The sequence below is a fragment of the bacterium genome (assembly GCA_013360215.1).
GTDB lineage: Bacteria > CLD3 > CLD3 > SB21 > SB21 > JABWCP01.
In genome coordinates this window covers 158881-172210 of the sequence record JABWCP010000002.1, presented here as the reverse complement: position 1 = coordinate 172210, position 13330 = coordinate 158881, and the positions used below count along the sequence as shown (strand labels likewise).

General features: G+C 42.8%; 15 protein-coding genes. All 15 read left to right on the top strand.

The window, feature by feature from the left end:
- Positions 1-45 precede the first annotated feature (45 nt).
- The 15 genes from def (at position 46) to HUU58_02140 (ending at position 13302) form a co-directional block, all read left to right on the top strand.
- Entirely contained in the window at positions 46-579 is a 534-nt protein-coding gene (gene def, locus HUU58_02210) for a peptide deformylase (GenBank protein ID NUN44468.1), read from the top strand.
- Positions 579-1424 carry an alpha/beta fold hydrolase gene (locus HUU58_02205; protein NUN44467.1) on the top strand — a complete coding sequence of 282 codons (846 nt, stop codon included), beginning with the start codon at positions 579-581 and terminating at the stop codon, positions 1422-1424. Before def ends, HUU58_02205 begins: the two co-directional genes overlap by 1 nt.
- Position 1425: 1 nt before the next feature.
- Positions 1426-2070: an MBL fold metallo-hydrolase gene (locus HUU58_02200; GenBank protein ID NUN44466.1), complete on the top strand. Its 645-nt coding sequence runs from the start codon at positions 1426-1428 to the stop codon at positions 2068-2070.
- 24 nt (positions 2071-2094) lie between these two features.
- Positions 2095-4455: a hypothetical protein gene (locus tag HUU58_02195; GenBank protein NUN44465.1), complete on the top strand. Its 2361-nt coding sequence runs from the start codon at positions 2095-2097 to the stop codon at positions 4453-4455.
- Between the two features lie 14 nt (positions 4456-4469).
- Positions 4470-5006 carry a DUF2889 domain-containing protein gene (locus HUU58_02190; protein ID NUN44464.1) on the top strand — a complete coding sequence of 179 codons (537 nt, stop codon included), beginning with the start codon at positions 4470-4472 and terminating at the stop codon, positions 5004-5006.
- Positions 5003-5869 (top strand): MBL fold metallo-hydrolase, encoded by an 867-nt coding sequence (locus HUU58_02185; protein ID NUN44463.1) that lies wholly within the window; start codon positions 5003-5005, stop codon positions 5867-5869. Before HUU58_02190 ends, HUU58_02185 begins: the two co-directional genes overlap by 4 nt.
- Before the next feature lies 1 nt (position 5870).
- Positions 5871-6563, top strand: coding sequence for a 2-C-methyl-D-erythritol 4-phosphate cytidylyltransferase (gene ispD / locus HUU58_02180; protein ID NUN44462.1), 693 nt, complete (start codon positions 5871-5873; stop codon positions 6561-6563).
- Positions 6564-6657: 94 nt separating this feature from the next.
- Positions 6658-7170 (top strand): hypothetical protein, encoded by a 513-nt coding sequence (locus tag HUU58_02175; GenBank protein ID NUN44461.1) that lies wholly within the window; start codon positions 6658-6660, stop codon positions 7168-7170.
- Between the two features lie 152 nt (positions 7171-7322).
- Positions 7323-8462 carry an acyl-CoA dehydrogenase gene (locus HUU58_02170; protein ID NUN44460.1) on the top strand — a complete coding sequence of 380 codons (1140 nt, stop codon included), beginning with the start codon at positions 7323-7325 and terminating at the stop codon, positions 8460-8462.
- Between the two features lie 30 nt (positions 8463-8492).
- Positions 8493-9596, top strand: a complete 1104-nt coding sequence (locus tag HUU58_02165) for a Glu/Leu/Phe/Val dehydrogenase (GenBank protein ID NUN44459.1) — start codon at positions 8493-8495, stop codon at positions 9594-9596.
- A 38-nt stretch (positions 9597-9634) separates the two neighbouring features.
- Positions 9635-10132: a transcription antitermination factor NusB gene (gene nusB / locus HUU58_02160; GenBank protein NUN44458.1), complete on the top strand. Its 498-nt coding sequence runs from the start codon at positions 9635-9637 to the stop codon at positions 10130-10132.
- Between the two features lie 58 nt (positions 10133-10190).
- On the top strand, positions 10191-10790 hold the full coding sequence (locus HUU58_02155; GenBank protein NUN44457.1) for a radical SAM protein: 600 nt from the start codon (positions 10191-10193) through the stop codon (positions 10788-10790).
- A 6-nt stretch (positions 10791-10796) separates the two neighbouring features.
- On the top strand, positions 10797-11732 hold the full coding sequence (locus HUU58_02150; protein NUN44456.1) for a hypothetical protein: 936 nt from the start codon (positions 10797-10799) through the stop codon (positions 11730-11732).
- Entirely contained in the window at positions 11729-12877 is a 1149-nt protein-coding gene (locus HUU58_02145) for a response regulator (protein NUN44455.1), read from the top strand. Before HUU58_02150 ends, HUU58_02145 begins: the two co-directional genes overlap by 4 nt.
- A gap of 5 nt (positions 12878-12882) precedes the next feature.
- Positions 12883-13302 (top strand): hypothetical protein, encoded by a 420-nt coding sequence (locus HUU58_02140; protein NUN44454.1) that lies wholly within the window; start codon positions 12883-12885, stop codon positions 13300-13302.
- The last annotated feature ends 28 nt before the right edge of the window (positions 13303-13330 follow it).

The window sequence follows — 13330 nt, the reverse complement described above, 5'->3', positions numbered from 1 at the left end:
GCGTTTTTTTATACATTCCGCCCGTATAAATGATATACCAATTTTATGGCCACATTAAAAATAGTAACCTACGGTAATCCGATCTTACGGGAAAAAACCAAACCCGTAAAAAAAATAGATGCGACGATAAAAACTTTGGTTCGCAATATGATCGAGACTATGCATAAAGCGGACGGGATCGGACTGGCCGCTCCGCAAATCGGTAAATCGCTGGCGCTTTTTGTGGTTGATATTTCGCCGATCGAAGAAGGTCATCAGCCGATGGTATTTATGAATGTCGAAATATTGAGTTCGAAAGGTAATGCGCCGTACAAAGAAGGATGTCTCAGCATTCCCGGTGTGTATGCCGACGTCCATCGTCCTGAAAAAATCAAATTGCGTTATATGGATATGGATGGGAAAACCCACGAAGTAGCGGCTGACGGGCTTTTAGCGCGAGTCATTCAGCATGAAAACGATCATATTAACGGCAAATTGTTTATTGATTATTTGGACGAAGAAACGCTGGCGCCATTGCGCCCGGAAATCGAAGCCATCGAAGCGAAGTATAAAAAACCTACCGTAGCGAAGAAAAAATAATGGAACGTAAGAATTTTAAGATTTTTAATAAACGGCGCGAGCCGATCCGCGGCGATGTTTGTATTCCGGATTATAATCGTCGCTATCCGGTGATCGTGTTGTGCCACGGTTTCAAGGGCTTTAAAGACTGGGGTTTTTTTCCGTTTCTATCAGAATTGCTTTGCAAAAAAGGATTTATCGTCGTGAAATTCAATTTCTCCGGCAGCGGTGTCGGGGAAGATATGCAAAATTTTACGGAATTGGATCGTTTTGCAAGTAATACCTATTCCAAAGAATTGGAAGACCTTGAGCGCGTACTGGACGAATTGGAAAAAGGCAATATTTGCGAAAAATTCGGTTACTTTGATAAAATCGGCTTACTTGGCCATAGCCGCGGCGGCGGTATTACCATATTAAAAGCCGCGGTGGACAAACGAATCAAAGCACTCGTTACCTGGTCATCTATTGCTACGGTTGAGCGGCATTCGTTTATGGATGTTTTGCCTTTATGGAAACGGCAGAAATTTATCGAAGTACCCAATACACGCACCGGACAAATGATGCGTCTTAATCTGGATGTCGTCGATGATATTGAGCAGAACAGTAAAACGCGCCTCAGCATTGTCAAATCGGCTTCTCGTTTGGATGCACCTACCATGCTGATTCACGGCGAGAATGATGAAAGCGTACCGGTCAATGAATCACGTCAGATTTTCGATCAATTACATCTTTCCCGCTCCCGCATAGAAATCATACCACAAGCGACGCATACCTATGGCGCGGTGCATCCTTTTACAGGCCCGACGCCCGAGCTGAAAAAGGCTATCAGCCTCACGCAGGAGTGGTTCACCAATTTCCTCAAATAACATGATCCTCCAATCGCTCACCGTCGGCCCTTTTCAGGAAAACTGTTATATCATCGGCGATCCCGCAACGCGCGAAGGCGCCGTCATTGATCCGGGCGATGAAGCGCCGCGTATTATCACGGCTATGGAAAATACAGGCCTTCGTTTTAAGTATATCATCAATACTCATGCTCACATTGATCACGTCGGTGCCGTACAAAGCCTCAAAGACCATTTCGGTATTCCGTTTTATCTGCATCGTGAAGATGAGATCGTGCTCAAGCGTATGCCCCAATCAGCGGCTATGTTTGGTCTGAAAGTCGGACGCGTACCCGATATCGATTTTTATTTTAACCCTCCGGCGGATATGCGGCTTGGTGATTTATCCTTTAAGATTTTTCATGCACCCGGCCACTCTCCGGGCAGTGTTTGTTTCTATTTTGCGGCGCAACACATACTCATCGCCGGGGACGTGCTCTTTAACGGTTCCATCGGGCGAACGGATTTGCCCGGAGGCGATTTTGACACGCTGATCAACTCAATTCGCCAGAATATTTTTACACTTCCTGAGGAGACGACGGTATATCCGGGGCACGGGCCGGAAACAACAGTAGGTTTTGAAAAAAAATTTAATCCTTTTTTTGATCATAACGGCCTTATGGCCTAATTTTTAACAACGTTTGAGGGAACAATGTTAAGAGTACTTCTCATCGTATTTTATGTAGGATTTTCTTCACTGTGGTCAGCGCAAAATGATGTAGTATCAAAGACAACAGCCGACAGCGTTAATTATTATCTGCTTCATCCCGAGCTAACCAGTCAAGCCTACAAAGTTTCTAATTACACCTTAACGCGCGATCGTGCAAAGTTCGTATTAAAAAACGGCTTCATCTATACGGCGAAACCGTTTTCCGGAAATACGATCATGGCTCTGTTTTTGGGTACCGGTGAATTTGAACTGACACCGCCGGGCGATATCGAACAAAAAAACCTGTCACGATTTCTGGGTACATCAACGCTCAGCAAAGAATTTACTAATCTGTTTTTTGTCTTTACGGACAGTACGGATCAATGGATTTATAGGAATGAACCGGTAACTTTAGCTGAAGATGAATTAAAAAATGCCGCACTGTATTGTGAGTCCGCCGTTAAATATTTAGCCGATCCATACGGCGAATATGTAGATCAGCATACGGAGCTAATGAATGACCTTGTCAACCGACGTAAGCAGGGGATTTTTTTATCCGTTTTTTCCACATTATCTGCTAACGATTTAGGATCATCTACTACGATTTTGTCGAAATGGCGTGATGACCCTTTGATTTATAAAATTGATCCGACGGTTAACGATGGCGAACACGTGACACTCGGTCGCCGCATTCGAAATCAAGGGAAAGGGTTTTATCAGGAGATTGTTAGTAAATTTCCTATGATTCCGGATAACTCGGTTCCGTATTTTTTGCGTACGGAACGTAAAAATGATTTTAAAATCTCCGATTATAACATGCGCATGACGATTAACGAAAATTTGTCATCCCAAACATCGGCGCAATTGACCATGCGATTGAACAATCCGGTTAACTGGATTCGGTTTTTCTTATATTATCGGTTGTCCGTAGATTCTGTAAAAATCAATGGGCGTCATGTTCTTTTTCATGCTCCCGTAGCTAAAGATGACGGATTCGAACGCTTTGAAAGTTCGCCAATATGGATAAACACAGCTTCCGTTGCCGAACAAACAGAACCGATACGTGTCGAAATTTTTTATCATGGAAAGTTTTTAGAGCGTGAAGGAGATTATGTTTATTTCAAAGCAACCGATGATTGGTATCCGGCCGGATTTACCGGGCGCCATGATCGATTCAGTTTTGATATTACGTACACATATCCTTCCACCTATATGCTGGTCTCACATGGCACTGAACGGGAAATAGAAAAAAATAAAAAAACGACTACCGTACAATGGATAACCCGCCAACCGACACGTCATGTGACATTTAATATGGGCGTTTACAAGGATATTCGTTTTAAAGACGAACGCATTCCTGATATTCACATGGTGTTTCGTTATGACCGCAACGGCAAAGATGTAAAAAAGCAAGTCATGGCGGATGTAGCCAATAGTTACATGTTTTTTCAAGAGAAATTTGGTTCACTACCTATAGGTAAACTCGTCGCCGCAGAATATTCTTATTCACATAGCGAAGCCTATGACGGGTTGGTTAATATTTCGGCATCTGTTTTCAACTCCAATGACGATGATGGCGTTGACGAGTGGATACGTGCGCACGAAGTAGCGCATCAGTGGTGGGGGATCGGTGTTGATTTTGACACGTATCACGATCAATGGTTGAGTGAGGCCTTCGCCGAATACAGCGGTATGTTGTACGTACAGCAAAGTTTATCGGACAATAAAGAATTTTTTCGGTTTTTAAATATCACCAAGGAGCGTATTTTTAAAAATCGTAAGGGTATATTTGTTGACGGACAAGAGGCCGGTCCCATATCGCTCGGATACCGGACGTCTTCAAGCTCTACGCGCGGCGATTACGGTTTAGTCATCTATAGCAAAGGTATGTGGGTATTACATATGCTACGCAACATGATGCTCGATCTCAATACGATGAACGAGGATCGTTTTTTTGCGATGATGAAAGATTATTTTGAGACGTATTACGGGAAAAAAGCCACTACCGACGACTTTAAAAGAATTGTCGAAAAGCATGTTGGAACGGACATGGCATGGTTTTTTGATCAATGGATTCATGGGACAGATTTACCAAAATATGAATTTGCATACACTACAAAACAAACAGAGAACGGGAAATTCAAAGTACGCTGTCGTATTCGTCAGGAAAATGCAGGTGAAAATTTTCAAATGTTTATTCCCATAACTATTGATTTCGGCGATAACCGGAAAGCGCGGATGCGTTTATTAGTAAAGGGTCCGCAATCTGAAATAGATCTGCCGTTGTTGCCTTTGGAACCCAAAAAAATCATCTTTAATGATTTTGAATCCGTATTGTGTGAAGTTAATTATTCTAACTGGTAATAGGATTAGTAATTATGAGTGAAACGATAGCGCCGGTATTCAAACCGGCAGACCCGAGTCCGGTAAAACGCTTAGTATCCAAGAGAGATATTGGTATATCCGCGTTTGAACTGGAAAACGGGAACGTCATGCTAGAAGCGACTTTTTTAGACCCGTATCATTTATTGAGACTTAATATTCAGATCGATCCGCACACTCGGTATATCGTGAGTTCCAAGATGGAAATGGCTAATCATCCGCATTCAGCATGCCCCGGAGTAACAGAGAAAGCAAAACTTTTGATCGGTCTGCAAGTCACTCGGGGTATCACTAAAGAGATTAGCCGGCGCATCGGCGGTAGCGACGGTTGTGTACATTTGCGCGAACTGGCGCTGGAAACGATAAATTTTGCTGCGACAGTTATGGTGGGCTATGATGAAGGATTTGGGCTTATGAGCCGCGAATTCAATATACTGGACGAACATAAGCGCTACGATATTTCTAAAAGTATTTTACGAAATACCTGTCATATTTATAAACAACCTCGTACGCAAGAAGGAGAAACGGTATGAAGGTAGATACCAAAATAGGAGCGTACCATTTGCATCCGGTCGAAACGGGTCGTTTTGCACTAGACGGCGGTGCGATGTTTGGTGTAGTGCCTAAAAATCTGTGGAATAAAACCAATCCGGCCGATGAACAAAATCGCATTACGCTGGCAATGCGTTGTTTATTGCTCGTTTCCGATGATGGGAAAAAAATACTGATAGATAACGGTGTCGGTAATAAATATAATGAAAAATTTGCTTCCATGTATCGCATTGATCATTCGGTTTACACACTGGAGCGATCGTTGCAAAAATACGATCTCACGCCAAACGATATTACGGATGTCATTCTGACGCACTTACATTTTGACCATGCGGGCGGTTCTACCAAAATGGATGAACAAGGTCGGATCGTCGCCGCTTTTCCCAACGCCAAATATTATGTTCAAAAAAAACATTACGAATGGGGTGAAAAAGCATCTGAAAAAGATCGTGCCAGCTTTCTGAAACCGGATTACGAGCCGCTTGTCCAATCAGGTCAGTTGCAATTGATCGAACAAATCGACGGTATTTTCCCCAATATTACTTTTTTTATAGCCAATGGGCATTCGCCGTATCAGCAACTTCCTATTATCCATGATGCGCAGCATACGGTCTTTTTTTGCGGTGATTTGATTCCGACGACGACACATATCGCCGTACCCTACGTGATGGCGTATGATAATCAACCTTTGGTAACCATAGCGGAAAAAAAGGACATATTGATTCGCGCATTCGAAAACCGGTGGATATTATTTTTCGAACATGATCCGGAGACCGCTATGTCCGGTGTACGCCGCGACGAAAAAGGATTTCGAATGGGCGATATAGTTGCGGTTAAAGGATGATATGATCAAAGGGAAGAAAGTTACAGCCATATTACCGGCGGCCGGCATCGGTAAACGTATGGGCGCCGGTTCCAAAAAGCAATTTTTGGAAGTCCACGGGAAACCTATTCTTGTACATACCCTCGAAAAATTTCATCATGCGATCTATGTGGATGAAGTCATATTAGTACTGCAAAATGAGTGGATACCGTTTGTTCAAGAAGAAATCATCGGCCCGTACGGCTTTAGTCGCGTTCATACATTAGTACCCGGCGGCGCAGAACGACAAGACAGTGTTTACGAAGGCCTAAAAGCGGTCAAGGAATCAGATATTGTGCTTGTTCACGATGCCGTGCGTCCGTGTGTACGTGCCGACAAAATAGATGAGCTTATCGAAATAGCCGTCGAATATCCGGCCGCAATACTGGCTGTAAGACCGAAGGATACGATCAAACAACAAGACGCAAATGGTTTTGTTGCGCGTACTATTGATCGCAATACTCTGTGGAATGTACAGACACCGCAAGCATTTCAATATTCGTTATTACGGAGTGCCTTCGATAAAGCGTATGCTGAAAAATACTACGGAACCGATGAAGCTATGCTGATCGAACGCTTAGGTCATGCCGTAAAAATCGTTGAAGGTCACTATGATAATATAAAAATCACGACGCCCGAGGATCTGGCACTGGCCGAACGGTTTTTGAAACACTAAAAATACGTTCTTGCATGCGACCTTCCTTTTCTTGTACATTATCACTCAATTTTTAATCTATATGTTTTTTATGTGAATCAGGGAGTTTGATACCATGAATGAGGAGTACAAACAACACATGGATAAAGGCCGTGAGGCTTTTGTCGCCAAAGATTATCGTAAATCGTTTGAGTATTACAATGCGGCTTTGAATCTGGTCAAAGATCTCAAAGATCACGATGATACCAAACAGCATTATTTTTTGACGCAGGAATGCGTATTTGATGCACTTGAGATGATGCAGGACTACAAACAAGCGATTCAGCGTATTGATGAGGTGATCGCCGAAGAACAAGCTAAAGGTGATACGACGACGAAGCACATGGCGCACTTCATGCAACGTAAAGCTTGCTTGGAAATCAAAAGCGGAAATAACCGTCCGGGTGTAAAATTAGCCGGCGAAGCGTATGAATTGGGATGGAAGACCAAAGAACAAAAAACCAATTATGAAATTGCCGCGCAAATCTGGAATGAGCATCAACGCGGTTCCAAAATCACGACAGAATGGGTGGAATACTGGCAAAAACATTTTAACTATTGGGTTGCCGATAAAGAATTGGCAATATGATTTTTTATACATCAAGCCGCCTGAAATGGCGGCTTTTTTATTGCCGAAGCGCGATGGAGCAGCAAAGAAATTCTTGCTTATTCTCGACTGCTTCTCTATATTCGCGGCGTTATTGCTATACCATCATACACGTTTAAGATAAGGATCTTGTCATGGATTTTAAACTCTCTGAAGAACAGGAAATGATTCGCCAGACGGCCCGCGATTTTGCACAGGAACATTTGGCTCCTCATGCTGCCGAACGTGATGAAAAACAGTTTTTTCCTAAAGATGTGATCAAACAAATGGGCGAACTTGGCTTCATGGGTATGATGGTCAATGATAAATGGGGCGGCGCCGGTTTGGATACAATTTCGTACGTTCATGTGATCATGGAATTAGCCAAAGCCGACGCTTCGGCGGCTGTTATCGCATCGGTCAACAACTCTTTAGTTTGTTTTAATATTGAGAAATACGGAACCGATGCACAAAAGGAAAAGTATCTAAAACCGCTAGCAACGGGCGGTGCACTTGGTGCGTATTCACTCTCGGAAGCCGTATCCGGCAGCGATGCGGCAGGTCTGATTTGTTTTGCGGAAAATAAAGGTGATCACTACATCGTCAACGGTACTAAGTTATGGGTGACCAACGGTTATCATTCCGATTACGTGGTATGTTTTATACGTACGGACAAATCCAACAAGACCAAAGGCATCAGCGCGTTCATCGTTGATAAATCATTCCCGGGTTTTAAAGTCGGTAAAAAAGAAAATAAACTGGGTATCCGCGCTTCGGATACGACAGAACTCGTATTCGAAAACTGCAAAGTACCCAAAGAAAATCTTCTCGGTCAGGAAGGCCTCGGTTTCAAAATCGCCATGGAAACTTTGGATGGCGGTCGTATCGGTATTGCCGCACAAGCGATCGGCATTGCGGAAGCGGCATTGGAAGAAACTGTGAAATATACCAAAGCCCGCGAACAATTTGGGCAACCGATAGCCAAATTTCAAGCCAACGAATTTAAAATCGCCGATATGGCCATGCGTATTGATGCCGCCAAATTATTGTTATTCCGCGCATGCACTCTGAAAGATCAAGGTCAGAAGTTTGGTAAAGAAGCGGCCATGGCGAAGCTTTTTGCATCGGAAACCGCAATGTGGGTTACTACACAAGCGGTACAAATGCATGGTGGTTATGGTTACACCAAAGAATACCCGGTAGAACGTTTTATGCGAGACGCCAAAATAACCGAAATCTATGAAGGCACTTCCGAAATTCAGCGCGTCGTAATTGCTCGTAATGTTTTAGGTTAATCTCGCGCGGAATTTAAGAAAGAATACGTCATGCGCACTTTTGAAATGATAGAAGAAAAGGAACACGAACAAGTCGTTTTCTTTAGCGATAAAGCAAGCGGCCTTCGTGCCATCGTAGCGATTCACGATACAACTTTGGGACCTGCTCTTGGAGGCTGCCGAATGTATCCTTATGCGACGACGGAAGAGGCGCTTAATGACGTACTTCGGTTATCTCGCGGTATGTCCTACAAAGCGGCCGTAGCCGGATTGAATCTGGGTGGCGGTAAGGCCGTTATCATCGGTGATCCGAAAAAACATAAGAACGAAATTTTGTTTCGTACATTTGGTCGTTTTATTCAGGGATTAGGCGGCCGCTATATCACGGCCGAAGATGTGGGAACGAGCGTAACGGATATGGAATGGATTCGCATGGAAACCCGGTATGTAACCGGCATATCGCGTGCTCAAGGCGGCAGCGGTGACCCTTCGCCGGTAACGGCTTTAGGAACGTATCGCGGTCTCAAAGCTTGCGCAGAAAAAGTTTTTGGTACACAATCGTTGAAAGGTTTACGAATCGCTGTACAAGGTTTGGGTCATGTCGGATATTATCTGGTGCGACATCTTCATGATGAAGGTGCAAAACTCGTCGTAACCGATGTGGATGGAGAACGCGTCAAACGTGTGGTCAGTGAGTTCGGTGCTGAGTACGTTGATTCGGATAAGATATACGATGCGGACGTTGATGTTTTTTCACCCTGTGCGATGGGTGCGATTATCAATGATGATACTATCGGGCGCTTGAAATGCAAGATTATCGCCGGAGCGGCCAATAATCAACTTCAGGATGAGGCCCGACATGGTGCGATGCTTTTGGCGAAAAAAATAACGTATGCTCCGGATTATGTGATCAATGCCGGAGGGCTTATCAATGTTTATAACGAACTTGAAGGATACAATCAGGAAAAAGCATTGGCACAAGCTAAAGGCATTTGCGATATTATGAAAAAGATATTGGAGCTTGCCGAAAGAGAGAATATTTCAACGCATGAAGCTTCCAATCGCATCGCTGAAGAGCGCATTCGTCAAATCGGGCATATCAAATGTCATTATGTGACACAACCGGAGTCGGTTTTAAAACGTATAGAACGATAAATAAATTTATAATTTGATCTTTGGCATTATTGGAACGTATGAACCCATTGCTTGCGGATGATGGAGCGAAACCCGGTAAAAACACGACACCTAAAAACAGTCGCCGTGAAGCCCGGGAAACGGTTTTAAAAGCATTGTATGCTTATGAAATGACTCAAGACAATATCAAGCGAGTGTTTGATGATGTCTGTGATAATTTTACGGAGCCAGCTACGCAATTTATTCACACTCTTGTGCAACAAACTATCGCGCATCAAACGGAAATGGATATGCTGATCCGAGCAAGAGCTCAAAATTGGGAATTTGAACGAATAGCCCTCATTGATCGTATTTTGATGCGCATGGCTCTTTGTGAAATATTGTTTTTTGAAGACATTCCGCCGAAGGTATCTATTAATGAGATGATCGAAATCAGCAAACGTTATAGCACGGATAAAAGTTCAAAATTTATCAATGGTATTTTGGACTCCATTTATGAAGATCTTAAAAACGTGGGGCGTATTACCAAAACAGGCCGTGGTATTATCGAATCATGAGAAATAGTAACAATCATATTATAAAGCTTATTCGTGAGAATAAGCTTTTTTTATTGCAATGATCTCCGTTGCCAAAATATTACCCGTATCTGAGGTAAACGGTCCAGGAAAGCGTTGCGTAGTGTGGGTTCAGGGTTGCCCTAAACGATGCCCGGGTTGCTGGAATCCGGAGTTCTTATCATTTGAAAAATCAACAAACACGGTTTCTGCCAAAGAACTCGTAACGATGATTTCGAAAGCCACTCACGGTTTTCACGATATTGAAGGCGTAACATTCAGCGGCGGTGAACCGTTTGCTTATGCAGAAGGCCTTACCGAAGTTGCGCAACTTTTGCGTAAGCAAAATCTGACCATCATGAGTTATTCAGGTTTTACTGTGGAGGAAATACGAACAAAGGGTAATTTTTATGTGTCTTTGTTAGAAGCTTTGGATATATTAGTGGACGGAGAATATAAACGGGAATTAAACGTTAATCGTTTATGGCGCAGTTCAGCCAATCAACGCGTGCTTTTTTTAACGGATCGGTACATTGCTTATCAAGCTCACATTGATGAAGAATATCGCGAATTGGAATTTACTCTAAATACAAATCAAATCACAACAACCGGTTTTCCGGAGATTTCGATTTTAAAAAACCTAACGAATCACAGGGAATGATCAGTTATGGCGTTTAAGAATCTTGTAATGTTGGCAATGTTTACCGGTTCTATTTTTGCACAACAAGAAAATAAAAATGAACCACTCGGCATTGTAATATATTTGCGTGCTAGTATTGAGACCAAAGGCGATAAAGTTATCAAACAAGGCGATTTACTCTATAAAGGAGATGCCGTTAATCTTGGGCAAGGGGATTACTGTAAAGTTTTTTGGGCGGATGGGTCGGTGAAAGAATATAAAAAAAAATTTAATGTGCCCGATCTAAAACCATTGCGTAAAGAAATTATGGCTATGTTCGCTGAACATGCGACCACCCAATCGTGGTTTTCCAAAGCCCAGTCTCATTATTCCAAACAAATTTATCGAAGTGATACAGAGGCTTCTTTATCTGCAATAACTCCACGTAATACGCGGCTTATAGATATTCCAACGCAATTGATATGGCGCCATATCCCTGATAAAATAACAGGCGCATCTGAATTTGTTGTTCATTTACGATCATATGAAAATGATTACTCTTTTGAAGAGACGGTGCTTGGTAATTCATTTACATTTCGTAACGAAATGAATATGGAGCGCGGCATTAAATATTTTTGGTTTACGGAAGCGGTGAATGAGAATATCAATGAAGCAACAGAGAGTGTTTGGTTTTATGTAATGAATAAAGAAGATCGTGCTGAATTTGAAAATGCACTGCGGGAAAGCAATGACGCTATTGAGTTAACGGAAAATCCGGTATTAAAAAAGTTGTTGACCGCCACCATCTATATGCGGTACCAGTTATACAAAGATGCGTTAGAAATCACCGCATCGGTATTAAACGAACAGCCCCATCATATCATGGCGCTCAAAATCCAGGCGCGTATTTATGAAATCATTGAGCAACCCGTAGAAACCAAAAGATTATTGGAAATCACCCAACGATACATGGAAAATCAATGACAGAAAAGAAACGCATCCTTGTGGTTGACGACGAAGAAAGCATCCGTCTTATTTGCGAAATGGCCCTTCAACAAAACGGGTTCAAAACGTTTTCCGCTTCTGACGGCTCTGAAGCGCTCAAGGTTGTAGAAAATCAAAATGTAGATTTGATACTCAGCGATATTTTTATGCCGGCGATGAATGGATTTCAGCTTTTGCAAAGTTTAAAAAAGGATCCGTATTATAATCAGATACCGGTTATTTTTTTGACGGCGGCTACGGATAACGATCATATTATCGAAGGCCTTCAATTGGGCGCAGAAGACTATATTTCCAAGCCGATTCGCATCAAAGAGGTCATTGCGCGCGTACAAATGGTTCTCTCCAAAATCGAAGCACGTCACCAGACCAGGCCTCAACCTCAACAAGGCCATGAGGTGAAAGCTGATCTTGATACGCGCCGTGAAAATAAGCCCGTTGGAAAATTAGAAGAAAAACCTTTGATAGATGTGATTGCTTTTTGTGAGGCCAATTCGCTGACGGGTGAATTGATTGTAACGCACGAAAACCGTCGCGGGAAATTGACGTACAGAAAAGGTGAGTTGCTGGAAGTATCACTTGACGATAAAAAAGACGATGCCGCCATTGACGAACTTATGTCTTGGCAAAACGGAACATTTGAAATCAATCAACAATTATTAACCTTGGATGCACTGACCAAATCGTTGCGGTCGGATGCTAAGTCAACTATGTCATCCAAAGAAGGAGTCTCGACACCTGTTTCCGTAGGGAATAAAGCTGTATCCATACCGGCCGATGTAGTAATTGCGGCATTAAATGCGGCTACCATGCACGTAGGGCAATCTATGGGCGAAGCGAAAGTAGGAAATTATTTTCGCCGTGCGCAACTCGCACATGTGAACAAATGGAATACCCTCGGATATTTCGTGGTAGACCAGCGGGGTAAAACAACGGCATTAAAACCGATCCAGCTGAATGGGGATGATATTGTCGGTGTTTCCGAATGGATCAAATCATTTACGCGTTTGTGTGCTGAAAAAGATCCTCAGTGGTCCGATATGAATGTGGTACAAATCGTAAAAAATAATATTCATGATTCGCATTGGAAAGTGCTTGATTCCGCAGGTTTTCCAGGGTATTTTTAAAACATATGAATAAGCAAAGCCTACATAAGATTTTGTCTGTTCTTCTGGCGCTGGTTTGGCTGACCGGTTGTTTAGTGAATGCCCGTATTACCGGGACATGCTATTCAACAAAAACAAATTCGATGTCTTGCTGCCAGTCTTCTATGACTATGGCCGGCACAAGCAATTCACTTCAAATGGCTGCTTATAAATCATGCCGTTGTCCGGGAATGATGAGCGTTTTGCCGGAGCGTGGTGTTTCGTTGCCTATAGAAACACTCAAAACCAGCTCGGTGCAGCAAACGCATGCATTGTTGAGTTTCGTATTCCAAACCGCCTTTGATCAAGTATATCATAAGAATTCTATTTTCGTTTTTTCCCATCAACATCCACCTGCCAATACGGCTTCAGACACCAACGCTTTCCTCAGTACATTCCGCATTTAGAATTTTCCGATTAAACTGAATCTATGCT

What these genes read in the sequence shown, in the direction of transcription:
- def (NUN44468.1), top strand. Translation starts at nt 46, where the DNA reads ATGGCCACATTAAAAATAGTAACCTACGGTAATCCGATCTTACGGGAA.
- nusB (NUN44458.1), top strand. Translation starts at nt 9,635, where the DNA reads ATGAACCCATTGCTTGCGGATGATGGAGCGAAACCCGGTAAAAACACG.
- HUU58_02170 (NUN44460.1), top strand. Translation starts at nt 7,323, where the DNA reads ATGGATTTTAAACTCTCTGAAGAACAGGAAATGATTCGCCAGACGGCC.
- HUU58_02185 (NUN44463.1), top strand. Translation starts at nt 5,003, where the DNA reads ATGAAGGTAGATACCAAAATAGGAGCGTACCATTTGCATCCGGTCGAA.
- HUU58_02155 (NUN44457.1), top strand. Translation starts at nt 10,191, where the DNA reads ATGATCTCCGTTGCCAAAATATTACCCGTATCTGAGGTAAACGGTCCA.
- HUU58_02145 (NUN44455.1), top strand. Translation starts at nt 11,729, where the DNA reads ATGACAGAAAAGAAACGCATCCTTGTGGTTGACGACGAAGAAAGCATC.
- HUU58_02190 (NUN44464.1), top strand. Translation starts at nt 4,470, where the DNA reads ATGAGTGAAACGATAGCGCCGGTATTCAAACCGGCAGACCCGAGTCCG.
- HUU58_02205 (NUN44467.1), top strand. Translation starts at nt 579, where the DNA reads ATGGAACGTAAGAATTTTAAGATTTTTAATAAACGGCGCGAGCCGATC.
- HUU58_02175 (NUN44461.1), top strand. Translation starts at nt 6,658, where the DNA reads ATGAATGAGGAGTACAAACAACACATGGATAAAGGCCGTGAGGCTTTT.
- HUU58_02195 (NUN44465.1), top strand. Translation starts at nt 2,095, where the DNA reads ATGTTAAGAGTACTTCTCATCGTATTTTATGTAGGATTTTCTTCACTG.
- HUU58_02140 (NUN44454.1), top strand. Translation starts at nt 12,883, where the DNA reads ATGAATAAGCAAAGCCTACATAAGATTTTGTCTGTTCTTCTGGCGCTG.
- ispD (NUN44462.1), top strand. Translation starts at nt 5,871, where the DNA reads ATGATCAAAGGGAAGAAAGTTACAGCCATATTACCGGCGGCCGGCATC.
- HUU58_02165 (NUN44459.1), top strand. Translation starts at nt 8,493, where the DNA reads ATGCGCACTTTTGAAATGATAGAAGAAAAGGAACACGAACAAGTCGTT.
- HUU58_02150 (NUN44456.1), top strand. Translation starts at nt 10,797, where the DNA reads ATGGCGTTTAAGAATCTTGTAATGTTGGCAATGTTTACCGGTTCTATT.
- HUU58_02200 (NUN44466.1), top strand. Translation starts at nt 1,426, where the DNA reads ATGATCCTCCAATCGCTCACCGTCGGCCCTTTTCAGGAAAACTGTTAT.